This window comes from Halomonas sp. G15 (assembly GCF_021282295.1).
GTDB classification, from domain to species: domain Bacteria; phylum Pseudomonadota; class Gammaproteobacteria; order Pseudomonadales; family Halomonadaceae; genus Halomonas; species Halomonas alimentaria.
In genome coordinates this window covers 36,732-55,026 of record NZ_JAJSPA010000020.1, presented here as the reverse complement: position 1 = coordinate 55,026, position 18,295 = coordinate 36,732, and the positions used below count along the sequence as shown (strand labels likewise).

At 67.6% G+C, this 18,295-nt stretch carries 15 protein-coding genes; 5 read left to right on the top strand and 10 right to left on the bottom strand.

Annotation, left to right across the window (positions count from 1 at the left end):
- Positions 1-4: 4 nt before the first annotated feature.
- The gene (gene cysB / locus LWH48_RS11015) at positions 5-976 is read right to left on the bottom strand and encodes an HTH-type transcriptional regulator CysB (protein WP_232912600.1); all 972 of its coding nucleotides are present in this window, start codon (positions 974-976) and stop codon (positions 5-7) included.
- Between the two features lie 243 nt (positions 977-1,219).
- Here cysB and trxA point away from each other — a divergent pair, with 243 nt between their 5' ends.
- The gene (gene trxA, locus LWH48_RS11010) at positions 1,220-1,543 is read left to right on the top strand and encodes a thioredoxin (protein ID WP_161431525.1); all 324 of its coding nucleotides are present in this window, start codon (positions 1,220-1,222) and stop codon (positions 1,541-1,543) included.
- Between the two features lie 82 nt (positions 1,544-1,625).
- On the opposite strand, the gene LWH48_RS11005 is transcribed toward trxA, so the two are convergent.
- Together LWH48_RS11005 and serS are read right to left on the bottom strand one after the other, a co-directional pair.
- A complete protein-coding gene (locus LWH48_RS11005) occupies positions 1,626-2,729 on the bottom strand; it encodes an AI-2E family transporter (protein WP_232912599.1) in 1,104 nt (367 codons plus the stop codon).
- 131 nt (positions 2,730-2,860) lie between these two features.
- Positions 2,861-4,138, bottom strand: coding sequence for a serine--tRNA ligase (serS, locus tag LWH48_RS11000; protein ID WP_232912598.1), 1,278 nt, complete (start codon positions 4,136-4,138; stop codon positions 2,861-2,863).
- A gap of 180 nt (positions 4,139-4,318) precedes the next feature.
- On the opposite strand from serS, the gene ydiJ reads away from it, so the two are divergent.
- A complete protein-coding gene (gene ydiJ, locus LWH48_RS10995) occupies positions 4,319-7,450 on the top strand; it encodes a D-2-hydroxyglutarate dehydrogenase YdiJ (protein WP_232912597.1) in 3,132 nt (1,043 codons plus the stop codon).
- 173 nt (positions 7,451-7,623) lie between these two features.
- Positions 7,624-9,423 carry a cation:proton antiporter gene (locus tag LWH48_RS10990; protein WP_232912596.1) on the top strand — a complete coding sequence of 600 codons (1,800 nt, stop codon included), beginning with the start codon at positions 7,624-7,626 and terminating at the stop codon, positions 9,421-9,423.
- A 179-nt stretch (positions 9,424-9,602) separates the two neighbouring features.
- On the opposite strand, the gene trpC is transcribed toward LWH48_RS10990, so the two are convergent.
- The 5 genes from trpC to LWH48_RS10965 all read right to left on the bottom strand — a co-directional run bounded on the left by trpC (position 9,603) and on the right by LWH48_RS10965 (position 14,529).
- Positions 9,603-10,406 (bottom strand): indole-3-glycerol phosphate synthase TrpC, encoded by an 804-nt coding sequence (trpC, locus tag LWH48_RS10985; RefSeq protein ID WP_232912595.1) that lies wholly within the window; start codon positions 10,404-10,406, stop codon positions 9,603-9,605.
- Positions 10,407-10,446: 40 nt separating this feature from the next.
- A complete protein-coding gene (trpD, locus tag LWH48_RS10980) occupies positions 10,447-11,466 on the bottom strand; it encodes an anthranilate phosphoribosyltransferase (protein WP_232912594.1) in 1,020 nt (339 codons plus the stop codon).
- Between the two features lie 16 nt (positions 11,467-11,482).
- The gene (locus tag LWH48_RS10975) at positions 11,483-12,091 is read right to left on the bottom strand and encodes an anthranilate synthase component II (protein WP_232912593.1); all 609 of its coding nucleotides are present in this window, start codon (positions 12,089-12,091) and stop codon (positions 11,483-11,485) included.
- A 22-nt stretch (positions 12,092-12,113) separates the two neighbouring features.
- Entirely contained in the window at positions 12,114-13,610 is a 1,497-nt protein-coding gene (trpE, locus tag LWH48_RS10970) for an anthranilate synthase component I (protein ID WP_232912608.1), read from the bottom strand.
- 253 nt (positions 13,611-13,863) lie between these two features.
- A complete protein-coding gene (locus tag LWH48_RS10965) occupies positions 13,864-14,529 on the bottom strand; it encodes a phosphoglycolate phosphatase (RefSeq protein ID WP_232912592.1) in 666 nt (221 codons plus the stop codon).
- A 123-nt stretch (positions 14,530-14,652) separates the two neighbouring features.
- Here LWH48_RS10965 and LWH48_RS10960 point away from each other — a divergent pair, with 123 nt between their 5' ends.
- Positions 14,653-15,951: an NAD(P)/FAD-dependent oxidoreductase gene (locus tag LWH48_RS10960; protein ID WP_232912591.1), complete on the top strand. Its 1,299-nt coding sequence runs from the start codon at positions 14,653-14,655 to the stop codon at positions 15,949-15,951.
- Between the two features lie 116 nt (positions 15,952-16,067).
- Here LWH48_RS10960 and LWH48_RS10955 read toward each other — a convergent pair whose 3' ends face one another.
- Both LWH48_RS10955 and rpe read right to left on the bottom strand, forming a co-directional pair.
- Positions 16,068-16,394: a GIY-YIG nuclease family protein gene (locus tag LWH48_RS10955; RefSeq protein WP_332875622.1), complete on the bottom strand. Its 327-nt coding sequence runs from the start codon at positions 16,392-16,394 to the stop codon at positions 16,068-16,070.
- A gap of 4 nt (positions 16,395-16,398) precedes the next feature.
- Positions 16,399-17,100 (bottom strand): ribulose-phosphate 3-epimerase, encoded by a 702-nt coding sequence (rpe, locus tag LWH48_RS10950; protein ID WP_161431518.1) that lies wholly within the window; start codon positions 17,098-17,100, stop codon positions 16,399-16,401.
- Between the two features lie 184 nt (positions 17,101-17,284).
- On the opposite strand from rpe, the gene cysP reads away from it, so the two are divergent.
- Positions 17,285-18,295 (top strand): thiosulfate ABC transporter substrate-binding protein CysP, encoded by a 1,011-nt coding sequence (cysP, locus tag LWH48_RS10945; RefSeq protein WP_232912590.1) that lies wholly within the window; start codon positions 17,285-17,287, stop codon positions 18,293-18,295.

The following is an 18,295-nucleotide window of genomic DNA, read 5'->3' as shown; positions in this document are numbered from 1 at the left end:
ACCTCTAGCGCAACGGCAGCTCGATGCCCTCGAACAGTGCCCGCTCGTGGCGCGGCCCGGCGGCCAGGGCGGCATCCACCACGTCACGCTCCAGGTGGGGCGCAAACCCCTTGAGGAAGTCGTACATATAGCCGCGCATGAAGGTGCCGCGGCGGATGCCGATCTTGGTAGTGGAACTCGCAAACAGGTGGCCGGCGTCCAGCGCCACCAGGTCGGTGTCGTGCTCCGGATCCACCGCCATATGGGCGACGATCCCTACCCCGAGGCCCAGACGCACATAGGTCTTGATCACGTCCGCATCGGCTGCGGTCAGCACCACGTTGGGGGTAAGCCCCCTGTCACGGAAGGCATCGTCGAGCTGGGAACGGCCGGTGAAGCCGAACACGTAGGTGACCAGAGGATGCCGTGCGATGGCCTCCAGGGTCAGCTCGCCCTCCTCGGCCAGGGGGTGCCCCTGGGGCACCAGGATGCAGCGGTTCCAGCGGTAGCAAGGCAGCAGCACCAGGTCGTTGAACAGCTCCAGCGATTCGGTGGCGATGGCGAAGTCTGCCTGGCCATCGCTGACCATCTGGGCGATCTGCTTGGGCGTACCCTGCTGCATATGCAGGGCCACGTCGGGGTACTGGCGCGTGAACTCGCGGATCACCGGCGGCAGTGCGTAGCGCGCCTGGGTGTGGGTCGTGGCCACCGACAGGCTGCCACGGCGCTCATCGCTGAACTCCTGAGCGACCTCCTTGATGTTGTCGGTCAGCCGCAGTACCTCGCCGGCCAGCTCGACGATCGCCTGCCCCGCCGGAGTGACCCGTGTCAGGTGCTTTCCGCTGCGGGCGAAGATCTCGACGCCCAGCTCATCCTCGAGCAGGCGGATCTGCTTGGAGATCCCGGGCTGCGAGGTGAACAGGCTCTGGGCGGTGGCCGAGACATTGAGGTTGTGGCGAGTGACTTCCCAGACGTAGCGCAGCTGCTGCAGTTTCATGGCGACTCTCCCATGCCGCCCCATCCGGCTGAAGGGCGTCGAAGCGATGGAAAATGGAATATCAAATGAAATACTAATGCCTTTATAGCATATAATGCTGGGCGCCGCACATAGCGCCGATAGACATTCCCGATTTGCCAGCACTCCGGACGACCGCTAACATCGTCCGACCGGACAGGCGACCCGAGCTGTCGCCTGCCTACCCGATCCGCTCGATGCAGCGCAACGCAACTGGAGAACCCCATGGCCAATAACGTCGATGTCACCAACGCCAACTTCGAGCAGGAAGTCCTCAAGGCCGACACGCCGGTGCTGCTCAAGTTCTGGGCACCCTGGTGCGGTCCCTGCAAGGTGATGGCACCGGTGGTCGACGAGGTCGCCGAGGAGCGCAGCGGCAACCTCAAGGTCGTCAGCATCAATGTCGACGATGCACCCGAGATCGCCGCCGAGCAGGGCGTCCGCGGCGTCCCCACCGTGATGCTGTTCAAGTCCGGCACCAAGGTCGCCTCGCTGGTCGGCGCCCAGTCCAAGTCCCAGCTCAGCCAGTTCATCGAACAGAACGCCTGAGCGACACTGTAGTAGGCCGACGGCAGTACACCGTCGACATCGCCCCGGCCTCGGTCGGGGCGATGTCGTTTAAGCCCCCCTGTCAGCCCCCCTCTTCGTCGTCACGCTCGGAAGGCCGGCGATCCGCCTCGGCCACTGCCGGCTCGTCGCCCGGCCCCAAGAGATGGGAGATCCAACGGGTCTGGGGGTGGCTGTCCAGGGCGATCTTCAGAGTCATGGTCAGCACCACCGACAGCAGCATCCCCACCGTGCCGAAGACCCAACCCCACACCACCAGCGACAGGAAGGCCACGAAGGAGGAGAGCCCCAGCGCCTTGCCCATCATCCGTGGCTCGACGATATTGCCGATCAAAAAGTTGATGCCCAGATAGGCCGACGCCAGCAGCAACGCATCGATCAGGCCACCCTGGGGCGAGACCAGCAGAAGCATCACCGGCGGCACCGCGGCGATGGCCGACCCGATATTGGGAATATAGTTGAGGGCAAAGGCGAGCACCGCCCATAGCAGCGGGAAATCCACCCCCACCAGCAGGCAGGCGACCCAGACCAGGGCGCCGGTCACCAGGCTGACCACCGTCTTCACCGCCAGGTAGCGCTTGAGGGTCAGGCTGAATTCGCTGAAGCGATCCAGGCTGGGGGCCGGGTTGGCCAGGGCACGGGAGAGCTTGTCGCGGAAATTCAGGGTCTCGAAGAGCATGAACACCGCCAGCAGCCCGACCACGACACTCTGCATCAGCAGGTTGCCCACCTCCCCGATCAGGGCCGGGATCCAGCCGCCCAGCTGTTCGGCATGCAGCAGCTCGGCCAGCTGTTCGGTATCGATGGCCAGACCCAGGCGCGACAGGCCATCCAGCAGCCCCAGGTAGTAGTCATAGAGCTTCTGCTCGATGCCCGGGAGGGCATCGACGAAGGTGCCGAAGCTGTTGACCAGCAACCCTCCCAGTAGCAGGAACACGACACCGATCACCACCAGGGTAAGCCACACCGACAGGCGCAGCCCCAGACCGTGACGGTTGAGCCACAGCACCGGCGCCGTGCAGATCACCGCGACAAAGGCCGCCAGCAGCATGGGCACCAGCAGGCTGGCCCCGGCCCGCATCCCGGCCACGATCACCACCAGTGCCGCCAGGGCCAATACCAGATTCAGCGGTATGATGCCTGATGGTTCGTCGTTAGCGTCTCGCATCCTCATCTCCCAAGCCGTTGATGGCTTCTATCATGCCCCCTGGGCGACGCCTCAACAATCGGCAACTCCCGCGATATAACGACAAACCCCCGCTGGCTGCGGGGGTTCGAGGGGCGTGGGTACCGGCCATCCTATCGATTGATGCTCTCCTGGCCGCCCATGTAGGGTCGCAGTACCTCGGGCACGGTCACCGAACCGTCGGCCTGCTGGTAGTTCTCCAGCACTGCCACCAGGCAGCGCCCCACCGCCAGGCCGGAGCCGTTGAGGGTATGCAGCAGCTGCGGCTTCTTCTGCTCGGGGTGACGGAAGCGCGCCTGCATGCGCCGCGCCTGGAACTCCTCGCAATTGGAGACCGAGGAGATCTCGCGGTAGGTCTCCTGGCTGGGGATCCATACCTCCAGGTCGTAGGTCTTGGCGGCGCCGAATCCCATGTCGCCGCTGCACAGGGTCACCACCCGGTAGGGCAGCTCGAGGGCTTGGAGAATCGCCTCGGCGTGGCCGCGCATCTCCTCCAGCGCCGAGTAGCTTTGCTCCGGCTCGACCATCTGCACCATCTCCACCTTGTCGAACTGGTGCTGACGGATCATGCCGCGCGTATCGCGGCCATGGGAGCCCGCCTCGCTGCGGAAGCAGGGCGTATGGGCAGTGAGCTTCACCGGCAACGCCTTGGCGTCGAGGATCTCGTCACGGGCAAAGTTGGTCAGCGGCACCTCGGCGGTGGGGATCAGGTGGTAGCCGCGCTCATCGTCCAGCCTGAACAGGTCCTCGCCAAACTTGGGCAGCTGGCCGGTGCCGCGCAGCGAGGCCTCGTTGACCATGTAGGGCACGTAGCACTCCTCGTAGCCATGCTCCTGGGTCTGCTTGTCGAGCATGAACTGGGTCAGCGCCCGGTGCAGCCGCGCGATGGGTCCGCGCATCACCGCGAAACGCGCCCCGGTCAGCTTGGCGGCCAGGTCGAAGTCGAGGTCCCCCTTCAGTTCGCCCAGGTCGACGTGGTCGCGAACCGTGAAGTCGAACTCGCGGGGGGTGCCCCAGCGGTGCAGCTCGACGTTGTCGCTCTCGTCGGCCCCCTTGGGCACGCTCTCGTGGGGCAGGTTGGGAATGCCGCTCACCGCATCGTCCCACTCGGCCTGGACCTCGGCCAGACGCGTCTTGGCGCCATCCAGGCGCTCGCCCAGGTCACTCACCTCGTCGAGCAGCGGCTGGATATCCTCGCCCGCTGCCTTGGCCTTACCGATCGCCTTGGAGCGGGTGTTGCGCTCGGCCTGCAGCGACTCGGTCTCGGCCTGCAGCTCCCGGCGCCGGGACTCCAGCGCCGAAAGGCGTTCGGTGTCCAGGGCAAAGCCCCGCTTGGCGAGTCGTTGGGCGACCGTCTCGAGGTCGCTGCGCAGCAGTTTGGGATCGAGCATGGAATCGGTCCGTTGCAGTCGGTGATTGGAGGTGTCGGCCGCGGGGTGGCGGCGGCAGGAAACAGGCCGACCATTGTAGGCAAAAGGCGAAAGTGGCGCCACGCGAACCGGCCGCCGGGATGCGCCCTCGGGCCCCGCGCGGTAAAGTAGCTCCATCCACGCTTCCTCACGAAGATGCCCATGATCGCTCGACTGGACACCACCGATGCCGGCACCGCCCCCGGGCTTGCCGCACCCTACCTGCGTTTTCTCGAGGCCCTGAAGGCCGCCGGTTTCGAGGGCGAGGTCGCCCCGGACTACGCCGATCGCACGGTGCTCGCCACCGATAACTCCATCTACCAGCGCCTGCCCCAGGCGGTGCTCTATCCCCGCCACGGCGAGGACCTGCAGCGCATCGCCCACCTGGCGGGTCAGGTGGAGCATCGGCAGGTGGTCCTCACCCCGCGCGGCGGTGGCACCGGCACCAACGGTCAGTCGCTGACCGATGGCCTGGTGGTAGACGTCTCTCGGCACATGAACCGGATTCTCGAGATCGACGTGGAGAACCGCCGGGTGCGGGTCCAGGCCGGGGTGGTCAAGGACCAGCTCAACGCGGCGCTCAAGCCCCACGGGCTGTTCTTCGCCCCCGACCTCTCGACCTCCAATCGCGCCACCATCGGCGGCATGATCTCCACCGACGCCAGCGGTCAGGGCAGCTGCGAGTACGGCAAGACCCGTGACCACGTGCTCGAGCTCGAGGCACTCCTGCTGGGCGGCGAGAGGCTGGTCAGCCGGCCGGTGGCGGAGAGCGAGCTTCAGACGCTGTGTGCCCCCGAGACCACCAGCGGCCGTGCCTACCGTACCGCCCGGGAAGTCATCGATACCCAGGGCGAGCTGATCCGGGCCAAGTTTCCGCCCCTCAACCGCTGCCTGACCGGCTACGACCTGGCGCACCTGAGAGACGACCGGGGCCGGCTCGACATGAACAGCCTGCTGTGCGGATCCGAGGGGTCGCTGGGCTTGCTCGACGAGGCCGTGCTCAACGTGCTGCCGATCCCCAGGCACTCGACCCTGGTCAATGTGCGCTACGCCGGCTTCATGGATGCCCTGCGCGACGCCAAGGCGCTCAAGGCCAGTTCCGCCGGCCCCACCTCCATCGAGACGGTGGACGACCGGGTGCTGACCCTGGCCATGGAGGACTTCGTCTGGGACAGCGTGGCGGAGTTCTTCCCCGCCGGTGAGAGGCCGGTGCGCGGCATCAACCTGGTGGAGTTCAACGACGATGACCCCGAGCGCCTGAGTAAGCGCGTCGAAGCCTTCTGTCGCCACCTGGAGAGTGACCACAGCGTCGAGCGCCTGGGCTTCACCCTGGCCGAGGGGCGCGGGCAGATCCAGAAGGTCTACGGGATGCGCAAACGCGCCGTGGGCCTGCTGGGCAACGCCAGGGTCGATGCCAAGGGCGAGAAGCGCCCCATCCCCTTCGTCGAGGACACCGCGGTGCCCCCGGAGCATCTGGCCGACTTCATCGCCGAATTCCGGGCCGCCCTCGACGCCCGGGGCCTCGAGTACGGCATGTTCGGCCACGTGGATGCCGGGGTGCTGCACGTGCGCCCCGCCATCGACATGAAGGACCCGGCCCAGGAGCGGCTGATCCGCGAGGTCTCCGACGAGGTGGCCGAGCTGACCCGCAAGTACGGCGGCCTGCTGTGGGGGGAGCACGGCAAGGGCGTGCGCTCGGAGTACGCGCCGAGGTTCTTCGGCGAGCTCTACCCCAGCCTGCAGCGGATCAAGGCGGCCTTCGATCCCCACAACCAGTTGAACCCCGGCAAGATCGCTACCCCACTGGCGACAGGAGAAGCCTCTCAAGATGAGGCAGTGAACCTGGTCGACCCGGGACTGCTGACCATCGATGGTGTGCCGACCCGGGGCCAGCTCGACCGCACCATCGACGAGCGGGCGTGGCAGGCCCACGCCGCCACCGTCTACTGCAACGGCAACGGTGCCTGCTACAACTACGATCCCGACGATGCCATGTGCCCGTCGTGGAAGGCCACCCGCGACCGCATCCACTCCCCCAAGGGGCGCGCCAGCCTGGTCCGCGAGTGGCTGCGCCTGCAGGGCGAGGCCGGTGTCGACCTGGTCGAGGAGTCGCGAAAGAAGAAGGCCGAGGGTGCCTGGGGCTTCGTCAGGGACTTCCCGAAGCGGCTCGGTAACACCCTGGCCAGGCGACGCGGCGAGGAGGACTTCTCCCACGAGGTCTACGACGCCATGGCCGGATGCCTGGCCTGCAAGTCCTGTGCCGGCCAGTGCCCGATCAAGGTCAACGTGCCGGACTCCCGCGCGCAATTCCTCGAGGTCTACCACGGCCGCTACCTGCGCCCGGTGCGCGACTACCTGATCGGCGGCCTGGAGTTCATGGTCCCGACCCTGTCGCGCATCGCCCCGCTCTACAATGCCGCCCTGGGCAACCGGCTGGTGGAGCGCCTGCTGGCCGGCCCCGTCGGCATGGTGGACAGCCCCCGGCTCTCCCGCGCCAGCCTGAGGAAGCAGCTGGCGGCCTGGGGCGTGGCGGAGGCGACCCCGACCTCGCTGGGCCTGCTCACCGATGCCCAGAAGGCGCGCAGCGTGGTGATCGTCCAGGACGCCTTCACCAGCTACTTCGAGGCCCGGCTGGTCATGGATATCGTCGAGCTGTTGAGTCGGCTGGAGTTCCGGGTCTTCGTGGCTCCCTACTCTCCCAACGGCAAGCCGCTCAACGTGCAGGGCTTCCTGGGCGCCTTCGAGCACACCGCCGCGAAACAGGCCGAACGACTCGGGATGCTGGCCGAGTCCGGGGTACCGCTGGTGGGCATCGACCCGGCCATGACCCTCACCTATCGCCAGGAGTACGTGAAGGCGCTGGGGGCCGACGCCGTACCCGAGGTACTGATGCTGCAGGAGTGGCTGGCCGCCCTCCTGCCGACCCTTTCCCCCCGCCGACTGGCGGTGACGGGGCCCGGGTACCGGCTGCTCTCACACTGTACCGAGAAGACCAACGCCCCGGGCAGCCCCAGGGCCTGGCAGCAGCTGTTCGCCGCCTTCGGCCTGGAGCTCGAACTGGTCGCGACCGGCTGCTGCGGCATGTCCGGCACCTACGGCCATGAAGCGCGCAACCTCGAGACCTCGAAGACCATCTACGCCCAGTCGTGGCAGCCGGTAGTCGAGGACGAGGCAAGCGCCGGTCGCCTGCTGGCCACCGGCTACTCCTGCCGCAGCCAGGTGAAGCGCCTGTCGGAGACCGCGCTGCCGCATCCGCTGCAGGCGCTGCTGGCCGAGCTCAAGCGGCAGGGTTAGGGCCGCACTGCACTGCACTGCACTGCACGACACGAGGCGCCAGGAACGGGCGCCTCGCGGTGCGCGCCCCCGCGTCTGCGGACGAGACGCTCCGGCAACTGCGGCATCACGCGTATAGCGCTACCCATCGGTAGTGGCTAATCTGCAGAGTGGACCCCGCCTGGAGCCTCGCCATGGACAGCCCCGCCGTACTCCTCACCGGCATCGGCCTGCTCTCGCTGGCTTGCCAGTGGCTCGCCTGGCGCCTGAAGGTGCCCGCCATCCTGCCGCTGCTGATCACCGGCATCCTGGTGGGGCCGGTAAGCGGCCTGCTCGACCCGGATGCCCTGCTCGGCGACCTGCTCTTCCCGCTGGTCTCGCTGGCCGTCGCAGTGATCCTCTTCGAGGGCAGCCTGACCCTCAACCTCGGCGAGCTGCGCGGCCACAGCCATACGGTACGCCGCCTGGTCACCTGGGGCGCGCTGATCACCGCCGTGATCAGCGCCCTGGCCGCCCACTGGCTGCTCGACCTGCCCTGGGGCATGGCCAGCGTGCTCGGCGCCCTGCTGGTGGTCACCGGGCCCACGGTGGTGCTGCCACTGCTCAAGACGCTGCGCGCCAGGGAGTCACTCTCCCGGATCCTGCGCTGGGAAGGCATCCTCATCGACCCGGTGGGTGCCATCGGCGCCGTACTGGTCTACGAGTTCGTGGTCATCGGCTCGGCAGGCGACCCTTTCACCCACACCCTGGCGCTGTTCGGCTTCACCCTGGTGATCGGCTTCGGCCTGGGGGGTGCCGGCGGCTACCTGTGGGGCTGTGTGCTGCGCCACCACTGGCTGCCACGCCAGCTGCACAGCTTCGGCACCCTGATGGTGATGCTGGCGCTCTTCACCCTCTCCAACCAGCTGTTCCATGAATCGGGGCTGCTTACCGTGACCGTGATGGGCGCCTGGCTGGCCAACATGAAGCGGGTACCCACCGAGCCGATCATCGAGTTCAAGGAGACCCTGACGGTCCTGCTGATCTCCGGGCTCTTCATCCTGCTGGCCGCCCGATTGCGGCTGGACCAGCTCGCCCTGCTCGGCTGGCCGGCATGGGCGTATCTCGCCGTGCTGATGCTGGTGGCCCGCCCCGTGGCGGTATGGTTGTGCACCCTGGGCAGCGGCCTCGAGTTCAGGGAGAAAGCGCTGCTGGCGTGGATCTCCCCCCGCGGCATCGTGGCCGCCGCGGTGGCCTCGCTGTTCGCGCTGAAGCTGGAGGAGCAGGGCGTGGAGGGCGCCGAGATGCTGGTGCCGGTCACCTTCCTGGTGATCATCGCCACCGTGGTGATCCAGAGCCTGCTGTCACGCCCCATCGCCAGGGCACTGGGAGTGATGACGCCACCGCCCAGCGGCTTTTTGATCCTCGGTGCCAACCCGGTGGCACGCGCCATCGGCCTTGCGCTGCAGCAGGCCGGCTTCGCGGTTCGCCTGACCGATACCGACCGTGAGGCGCTGGAAGCGGCGCGCATGGCGGGACTGCCGGTCTACTACGGCAAGCCCCACTCCGAGCATGCCGAGACCCATCTGGAGCTCACCGGGCTGGGCCACTTCCTGCCCCTCTCGCCCTATCGCGAGGCTAACGACCTGGCGGCGCTGCATTTCGCCGAGCAGTTCGCTCCCGGCAAGGTATTTCGCATCGAGGCCAGCAGGGATGACCAGGCCGAGCGCCAGCGTCCTCGAGACCTGGCCGAACTGCCGCGGCTGTTCGGGGAGAAGGTCAGCTGGGCCGACCTGGCCAGCCGGGTCGCCCGCGGCGCCGAGGTGCGCGTGGCACGCCTGCATGAGGATCACGACTTCGCCGCCTATCGCCGCGACCACGACGACCGGCTGCTGGCACTCTTCTGCCTCGACGCCAAGGGGCATGTGCGGGTAGCCAGCGATCGAAGCGAACTCGACCCCCAGCCGGGCGAGACGGTCATCTGCCTGATCGACCCGACATCGCCGGCGTTCTGACGCCCGAGTGACTCAAGCGGTTCGATTGCTCGGCGCGCCCGAGCCTACCTGACGCCATGCCCTGGCGGCGGCGAAGGAGATTGTCTCGGCAGCGCCGAGACAATCTCCTGCGACATCCTGAGGCACCAAAACAGCAGGGGCCGGCAGATGCCGGCCCCTGGGTTGCTTGCCAGGATGACTCAGAAGAACAGCCGCCTAAGCGCCTGGCCGGGGTCGGCCTCGCGCATGAAGGCCTCGCCGACGAGGAAGGCGTTGACGTCGTGCTCGCGCATGCGCAGCACGTCGCCGGGGGTGTGGATGCCGGACTCGGTGACCACGGTGACACCGGCGGGTATGCGCGGCAGCAGCTCCAGGGTGGTGTCCAGGGTGGTGTCGAAGGTGTGCAGGTCGCGGTTGTTGATGCCCACCAGGTCGAGGTCCAGTTTGAGTGCCCGCTCCAGCTCCAGGGCGTCATGGACCTCCACCAGCACGTCCATGCCCAGTTCCAGCGCCTGGCGGTGCAGGTCGGCCAGCTGGACGTCGTCCAGGGCCGCGACGATCAGCAGGATGCAGTCGGCGCCGATGGCGCGAGCCTCGCTGACCTGATAGCCGTGGGTGAAGAAGTCCTTGCGGATCACCGGCAGCTTGCAGGCGTCGCGGGCCTCGATCAGGAAGTCCTCATGGCCCTGGAAGAAGTCGGCGTCGGTGAGCACCGAGAGGCAGGCGGCGCCGCCCTCGGCGTAGCTGGCGGCGATCTCGCCGGGGCGGAACTCCTCGCGGATCACCCCCCGGGAGGGGGAGGCCTTCTTGACCTCGGCGATCACCGCCGGGTCGCCCTGGGCGATGCGCCGCGCCAGCGCCGCATTGAACCCCCGCGGTGCCCCCTGCTCGGCGGCCAGGCGCAGCAGCTCGGCCTCGGACACGGCGCGGGCGCGCTCGGCGACCTCCTCCTCCTTGCGCTGGAGGATGCGGGTCAGGATGGTCGGGGTACTGGAACCGCTCATGGGGTGACTCCTCTGGGTGCGCTGAGAGAGCGAAGGGCGCTCACTGCAGGAAGACGCGGGTGAAATTGGCCAGTTCCTTGAGCTTCTCCAGGGGCAGCTTCGAGGCCTGGGCATCCTGGGCCAGTGCCACCCCCTCCTTGAGACTGTCGGCCACGTCGGCGGCATAGAGGGCCGCGCCGGCGTTCAGCGACACGATGTCCGCCGCCGGCCCCTCGCCCACCAGGGCCTGTTCCACCAGGCGCAGGCTCTCCTCGGCGGAGGCGACCCGCAGCGGATCCAGGGACTGGCGCTTGATGCCGAGCTCATCGGGAGTGATCACGTACTCTTGGATCTCGCCCTCCCTGAGCTCGGCCACCAGGGTCGGCTGGGCCAGAGAGATCTCGTCAAGGCCATCCTCGGCGTGCACTACCAGTACATGGCGGCTGCCCAGGCGACGCAGCACATCGGCCATCAGCGGTACCAGTTCCGGGGCGTAGACGCCAAGCACCTGGTTGGGGGCGCCGGCGGGGTTGGTCAGGGGCCCAAGGATGTTGAACAGGGTGCGCACGCCCATCTCACGGCGCGGCGCGACCGCGTAGCGCATCGCCGGGTGGTGGTTGGGGGCAAACATGAAGCCCACGCCCACCTGCTCGATGCAGCGCGCCACCTGCTCGGCATCGAGGTCGAGGTGGATACCCGCCACGGCGAAGAGGTCGGCACTGCCGGACGAGGAGGAGACGCCGCGGTTGCCGTGCTTGGCCACGTGGCCGCCGGCGGCGGCGACCACGAAGCTCGCCGCGGTGGAGACGTTGAACAGGTTGGCGCCATCGCCACCGGTGCCGACGATGTCCACCACGTTGTCCGCCTGGAGGTGAACCGGCTTCATCAATTCGCGCATCACCTGGGCGGCGGCGCTGATCTCCTCGGCGGTCTCGCCCTTCATGGCCATGCCCATCAGGAAGGCGGCGATCTGCGGGTCGCTGACCTCCCCGGTCATGATCTGGCGCATCACCTCATGGGTCTCGGCGAAGCTGAGGTTCTCGCGGCGCATCAGGGCCCCGAGGGCATCTCGCATCTGCATCATGGTTCTCCTCGAATCAGGCACGGCCCAGCGGCGCCTGGGGGCGACGCTTCAGGAAGTTGGCCAGCAGCTCGTGGCCCTGGCGGGTCAGGATCGACTCGGGATGGAACTGCACGCCCTCCACGTCGAGCTCACGGTGGCGCAGCCCCATGATCAGCCCCGGGGTGACGTCGTCGTCATCGGTCCAGGCGGTGATCTCCAGGCAGTCGGGCAAGGTGTCCCGGGCCACCACCAGGGAGTGGTAGCGGGTCACCTCCAGCGGATCCTCGAGGCCCGCGAACACCCCCTGGCCGGTGTGGCGGATGGCCGAGGTCTTGCCGTGCATCACCTGGGGCGCGCGCACCACCGCGCCGCCATAGACCTGGCCGATGGCCTGGTGGCCAAGGCAAACGCCCAGTATCGGCAGTCGGCCGGCGAAGTGGCGGATGGCATCCATGGAGATGCCGGCCTGGTCGGGGGTGCAAGGCCCCGGCGAGATCACCAGGTGGGTCGGTGCCATGGCCTCGATCTCGGCGAGGGTGATGGCGTCATTGCGGTGGGTCTCCACCTCGGCGCCCAGCTCACCCAGGTACTGCACCACGTTGAAGGTGAAGCTGTCGTAGTTGTCGATCATGCAGACTGTCATGGCTCGTCTCTCCACCACCGGGCTATTCGAGGTTGTCCAGGCCGCGTTCGGCCATGGCCACGGCGCGGAACAACGCCCGCCCCTTGTTGAGGGTCTCCTGCCACTCCATCTCGGGCACCGAGTCGGCGACGATGCCGGCCCCGGCCTGGACGTGAAGCTCGCCATCCTTGATCACCGCGGTGCGGATCGCGATGGCGGTATCCAGGTTGCCGTGCCAGGAGAGATAGCCCACCGCACCGGAGTAGATCCCGCGCTTGACCGGCTCCAGCTCGTCGATGATCTCCAGCGCGCGGATCTTGGGCGCGCCGGAGACGGTGCCCGCCGGGAAGGTGGCGCGCAGCGCGTCCATGGCGGTGAGCCCCGGCTTGAGGCGCCCGGTAACGTTGGAGACGATATGCATGACGTGGGAGTAGCGCTCCACCACCATCTCCTCGGTGACCTTCACCGAGCCGGTCTCGCTGATGCGGCCGACGTCGTTGCGGCCGAGATCGATCAGCATCAGGTGCTCGGCGCGCTCCTTGGGATCGGCCAGCAGCTCCTCCTCGAGTTCCCGGTCCTCGGCCTCGCTGCGGCCACGCTTGCGGGTACCGGCAATCGGGCGCACGGTCACCTCGCCCTCCTCCAGCCGGGTAAGGATCTCCGGCGAGGAGCCGGCCACCTGGTGGTCGCCCAGGTCGAGGAAGAACATGTAGGGCGAGGGGTTGAGGCTGCGCAGCGCCCGGTAGAGGTCCAGCGGCGCGGCACGATAGGGGATCGACATGCGTTGGGAGGGCACGCACTGCATGACGTCGCCGGCCAGCACATACTCCTTGATGTTCTCCACCGCGGCCTTGAAGCCCGCCTCGGTGAAGCCGGAGGTGAAGTCCCCCTCCTCCACTGCGGCGCTGCCGGTGCCGGGACTCACGGTGTTGAGGGTGGCGCTGCGCAGGCGGATCTCCAGCGCTTCCAGTCGCTCCACGGCGCTGGCATAGGCGCCGGGCTCGGCCGGATCGGCATGGGTCCACAGCGTCAGGCGACCGGAGAGGTTGTCGAACACCACCAGTTCATCGCACACCATCAGCAGGATATCCGGCACGCCCAGCGGGTCGGGCTTGGCGGCGGCGACCTCGCTGCGCAGGCGCGGCTCGATATAGCGAATGGTGTCGTAACCGAAGTAGCCCACCAGGCCACCGTCGAAGCGCGGCTGGTCGTCCAGGCGCGGCACCTTGAAGCGCGCCTGGAACTGTTCGATCCACGCCAGCGGGTCCTTCACCTCGGCGGCGCCGTGGAGCTCGCCATCGACGATATGGCTGATGCTGAAGCCACGCACCTCGATGCGCTCGCGGCAGGGCAGGCCGATGATCGAGTAGCGCCCCCACTTCTCGCCGCCCTGCACGGACTCCAGCAGGAAGGTCCAGGGCGCATTGGCGAGCTTCATGTAGGTGGAGAGCGGGGTGTCGAGATCGGCCAGCACGTCGCGGGTGACCGGGATGCGGTTATAGCCGGCATCGGCCAGCTCATGAAAGCGTTCGGGGGTCATCATGCCCGGTATCCTCGATAAGACGGGTTGGCAATGGCAGGCGCCCAGGCGCCGCGGCTCAAGCGAGTGGAGTGAGCGTCACCATCGCCAGCCGCCCCGGGCGGGCGGCCGGGCAGACAGGAAGGCGGCAAGGGGGGCACCGCTGGAGCGGGTGTTGTCCATGAACATGCGGGTGGTCATCGAGGGGGTGTCCGCGTCTTATATCAATAACATATTGAAAAGGCTCTACCTTATAGCAATAGCCAAGCTCACGTTAAACGAGTTCCGCCAGCGATTCAACCACGCCATCCGGGCCGCTGTCGCGCACCGGCTCGCCGTGATTGTAACCGTAGGGGACCGCCAGGGTGCGGAAACCCGCGGCCTTGCCGGCGGCGACATCGTGGCGTGAGTCTCCCACCATCAGGCAGGCCGCGGGCGAGACATCGAAGTGGGCCGCGACATGCAGCAGCGGTGCCGGATGCGGCTTCTTGTCGGGGAGGCTGTCGCCGCCCAGGCATAGGGCAAAGTGCGCGTCGAGCCCCACGCCCTCCAGCAGTGGCGCGATAAAGGCATGGGGCTTGTTGGTCACCAGCGCGAGGGACAGGCCACGCTCACGCAGGGCATCGAGGCACTCGCGCACGCCGGGATAGAGGCGCGTGCGCGCCCCCACGTCCCGACCGTAGTGATACAGGAAGCGCTGATGTGCCGGCTCCAGCCGCTGCGGCGACGGCGCCTCGCCCAGGGCATCGGCCAGCGCACGCTCGACGAGCTTGAGCGCGCCATTGCCGACCCAGAGCCTGGCCTTCCGCTCGCCCGCCTCGGGCAGGCCAAGCTCGCTCAGGGTCATGTCGACGGCGACTGCCAGCTCGGGCACGGAGTCGATCAAGGTGCCGTCCAGGTCGAAGGCCACCAGCCGGATGTCGTGGAGGATGGGATGCATGACGCCTCTCGTCGGATGAGTCGGATGAGTCGGATGAGTCGGATATCCATTATGCCCAAGCGGCCATGGGCAGGAAATCGCCGGTCGCTTATGCTGGAGCCTCCAACCTTTGGGGAGAATGACATGAACCTGCCAAGCATCGTCGTGGTCGGCGGAGGCGCCGGCGGCCTCGAGCTGGTCACCCGGCTCGGCCACAGACTGGGGCGACGCGGTCGCGCCGAGATCGTGCTGGTCGACCGCAACGCCACCCACATCTGGAAGCCGCTGCTGCACGAGGTCGCCACCGGCGCGCTGGACTCGGGGCTCGACGAGATCTCCTACCAGGCGCACTCGAGCCAGCACGGCTACCGCTTCCAGCACGGCACCCTGAGCGGCATCGATCGCGAGGCCCGCACCCTGACCCTCGCCCCGGTGCTCGACGCCGCCGGCGACGAGGTGCTGCCCGCCCGCGAGCTCGCCTACGACCAGTTGGTGCTGGCCCTGGGCAGCGTCAGCAACGACTTTGACACCCCCGGGGTCGGCGAGCACTGCCACTTCCTCGACAGCCCCCAGCAGGCCGAGGCCTTCCGCCAGCAGATGCTCAACACCTTCCTGCGCCACAACGACCCGCGCCTCGAGCAGCCGGCGCGCATGGCGGTGGGCATCGTCGGCGCCGGCGCCACCGGGGTCGAGCTCGCCGCGGAGCTCCACGAGGCCTCGCGGATGCTGCACAGCTACGGCGTCACCGCACTGGACAGCGACCGGCTCGAGGTGCACCTGATCGAGGCCGCCCCGCGGGTACTGCCGGCGCTGCCGGAACGGATCAGTGCGGCGGTGCACCGGGAGCTCGAGCGGCTGGGGGTGAGGATCCATGCCGAGACCCGGGTGACCCGGGTGGAGGCCACGGCGATCCACACCGCCGACGGCCAGCGCATCGCGATCGACCTCGGGGTCTGGGCGGCGGGCATCAAGGCGCCGGCGCTGCTCTCGACGCTGGGCCTGCAGACGGAGAAAAACCACCGCCTCAAGGTCCGCGACACCCTGCAGAGCACGGAGGATCCGCGGATCTTCGCCATGGGCGACTGCGCCAGCTGTCCGCAGCCGGACGGCGGCACGGTACCGCCGCGGGCTCAGGCCGCCCATCAGCAGGTCGCCACCCTCTACCACAACCTTCAGGCCCAGCGCGCCGGCAAGCCGCTCAAGCCCTTCGCCTATCGGGACCGCGGCTCGCTGATCTCGCTGGCGCACTTCGACGCCATCGGCAGCCTGATGCGCGGCGCCTCGGCGCGCAGCCTGTTCATCGAGGGGCACCTGGCGAAGCTCTTCTACGCCTCGCTCTATCGCCTGCACCAGCGCGCCATCCACGGCACCGTCAAGACCGGCCTGATGATCGTGGTGGACGGGCTCAACCGCTTCCTGAAGCCGCGCCTGAAGCTACACTGAGGCGCCCCCCTCTTCCCCGAACGACGCGGGCCGCCGGCTCTCTCCGGCGGCCCGCATCAGGATGGGCGGCGTGGCGCTCAGCGCTCGCCGCGCCCGCCCGACGCTATCGACACCGTCTAGGGGAAGGATTCCCCGTCCGCCTGAATGGCTCGCCGCTCGGCCAGCCAGCGACGCTTGGCCGCGGCGGTGAGGCGCTTCATCGCCGCCTCCCGGCGTAGTGCCTCACCGTGCGCTCCGATACATTCGTGATATACCAGATGCAGCGGCCCCTTGCCGCGCAGCGCCTTGGCGCCACGCCCGGCGACGTGCTCGGCGAAACGTCGCGCCACATCGGTGGTGATACCGGTGTAGAGCGCACCGCCGGCGGTCTCCAGCAGGTAGAGGTACCACACCGCCACCTTCTCCGTGGGGCACTCGCCGGGCCTGGAACGGGTCCCGCTCACCGGCTCAGCGCACGCCGGCCAGCTGCTCGCGAAACTCGCGGATCACGCCGTCATAGCGGTGCGGGTCTGACTCGTTCCTCGCCTTGAACACCGCCGAACCGGCCACGAAGGTGTCGGCGCCCGCCCGAGCGATCTCGGCGATATTGTCGACCTTCACCCCGCCATCCACCTCCAGGCGGATATCGCGGCCGGAGGCATCGATGCGCCGGCGCGCCTCGCGCAGCTTGTCCAGGGTGGCGGGAATGAACGACTGGCCGCCGAAGCCGGGATTGACGCTCATCAGCAGCACCATGTCGACCTTGTCCATCACATAGTCGAGATAGGAGAGCGGCGTGGCCGGGTTGAACACCAGGCCGGCCCGGCAGCCACCGTCGCGAATCAGCTGCAGGGATCGGTCGATATGGTCGGAGGCCTCGGGATGGAAGGTGATGATGCTGGCCCCGGCAGCGATGAAGTCACCGATAAGCTGGTCCACGGGACGCACCATCAGGTGCACGTCGATGGGCGCGGTCACGCCGTGCTTGCGCAGTGCCGCGCAGACCATGGGCCCGATGGTCAGGTTGGGCACATAGTGATTGTCCATCACATCGAAGTGGACGATATCGGCGCCGGAGGCGAGGACATCGTCCACCTCCTCACCCAGCCGGGCAAAATCGGCGGAGAGAATCGAAGGCGCGATCTGGAAATCGCGGGTCGCGTCGGTCATGGCAGGGATCCCGGGTCGATGACGAGAGGGCACATTCTACCAGACCGCCCCGCCACCGGCAGGCGACAGGATGACCAGAGCGCAGGGGTATATTCTATAATTGAATAAAAAATACCATTGTAATTACCTTTGATGACTCATAACCTTCTCACAACGCTACCCACCCCTCTTCCGGAGTCTCGCCATGACCCTCGATCTACGCTTTCCGCGCTCGCTGCTCGCCATCGCCCTGGGTGCCGGCCTGGCCTCACCGGTCGCGGCCGCCGAGCGCGAGCTGCTCAACTCCTCCTATGACATCGCCCGGGAGCTGTTCTCCGCCATCAACCCCGAGTTCATCGCCCACTGGCAGCAGACCCAGGGCGAGGAGATCGCCATCCAGCAATCCCATGGTGGCTCCTCGGCCCAGGCCCGCGCCATTCTCCAGGGGCTGCGCGCCGACGTGGTGACCTACAACCAGGTCACCGATGTCCAGGTGCTGGCCGATGACGGCCTGGTGGCCGAGGATTGGCAGCAGGCGCTGCCCAACAATGCCTCGCCCTACTACTCCACCACCGCCTTCCTCGTGCGCAAGGGCAACCCCAAGGGCATCGAGGGATGGGACGACCTGGATGACGCGGGCGTGGAGATTGTCTTTCCCAACCCCAAGACCTCGGGCAACGGCCGCTACACCTATCTGGCTGCCTGGGGCTTCGCGGATTACCAGTTCGACGGGGATGAAGCGCAGATCCAGGAGTTCATGCGCGACTTCCTGGGCAACGTGAAGGTCTTCGACACCGGTGGCCGCGGCGCCACCACCAGCTTCATCGAGCGCGGCATCGGCGACGTCCTGATCAGCTTCGAGTCCGAGGTCAACAACATCCGCGGCGAGTATGGCAGCGACGACTACGAGGTGATCGTGCCGCCGGTGAGCATCCTGGCCGAGTTCCCGGTAGCGGTAGTGGAACCCAATACCGAGCGCAACGGCACCGAGGAGCTGGCCCGCGCCTATCTGGAGTACCTCTACAGCGAGGAGGCCCAGCGCCAGCTGGCCGGCTTCAACTACCGGGTGAATCACGAGGCGGTGGCCGAGGAGTTCGCCGGGCAGTTCCCCGAGACCCAGCTGCTACGTGTCGAGGAGGTCTTCGGCGGCTGGGATCAGGCCATGGAAACCCACTTCGGCAGCGGCGGTCAGCTCGACCAGCTGCAGCGCCGCTGA

Excerpts from the sequence above, each read along its gene's own strand:
- trxA (WP_161431525.1), top strand. The coding sequence starts at position 1,220 with ATGGCCAATAACGTCGATGTCACCAACGCCAACTTCGAGCAGGAAGTC.
- LWH48_RS11005 (WP_232912599.1), bottom strand. The coding sequence starts at position 2,729 with ATGCGAGACGCTAACGACGAACCATCAGGCATCATACCGCTGAATCTG.
- trpE (WP_232912608.1), bottom strand. The coding sequence starts at position 13,610 with ATGACCCCCGAACGCTTTCATGAGCTGGCCGATGCCGGCTATAACCGC.
- serS (WP_232912598.1), bottom strand. The coding sequence starts at position 4,138 with ATGCTCGATCCCAAACTGCTGCGCAGCGACCTCGAGACGGTCGCCCAA.
- cysB (WP_232912600.1), bottom strand. The coding sequence starts at position 976 with ATGAAACTGCAGCAGCTGCGCTACGTCTGGGAAGTCACTCGCCACAAC.
- trpD (WP_232912594.1), bottom strand. The coding sequence starts at position 11,466 with ATGCAGATGCGAGATGCCCTCGGGGCCCTGATGCGCCGCGAGAACCTC.
- cysP (WP_232912590.1), top strand. The coding sequence starts at position 17,285 with ATGACCCTCGATCTACGCTTTCCGCGCTCGCTGCTCGCCATCGCCCTG.
- ydiJ (WP_232912597.1), top strand. The coding sequence starts at position 4,319 with ATGATCGCTCGACTGGACACCACCGATGCCGGCACCGCCCCCGGGCTT.
- trpC (WP_232912595.1), bottom strand. The coding sequence starts at position 10,406 with ATGAGCGGTTCCAGTACCCCGACCATCCTGACCCGCATCCTCCAGCGC.
- LWH48_RS10960 (WP_232912591.1), top strand. The coding sequence starts at position 14,653 with ATGAACCTGCCAAGCATCGTCGTGGTCGGCGGAGGCGCCGGCGGCCTC.
- LWH48_RS10990 (WP_232912596.1), top strand. The coding sequence starts at position 7,624 with ATGGACAGCCCCGCCGTACTCCTCACCGGCATCGGCCTGCTCTCGCTG.
- LWH48_RS10965 (WP_232912592.1), bottom strand. The coding sequence starts at position 14,529 with ATGCATCCCATCCTCCACGACATCCGGCTGGTGGCCTTCGACCTGGAC.
- rpe (WP_161431518.1), bottom strand. The coding sequence starts at position 17,100 with ATGACCGACGCGACCCGCGATTTCCAGATCGCGCCTTCGATTCTCTCC.
- LWH48_RS10975 (WP_232912593.1), bottom strand. The coding sequence starts at position 12,091 with ATGACAGTCTGCATGATCGACAACTACGACAGCTTCACCTTCAACGTG.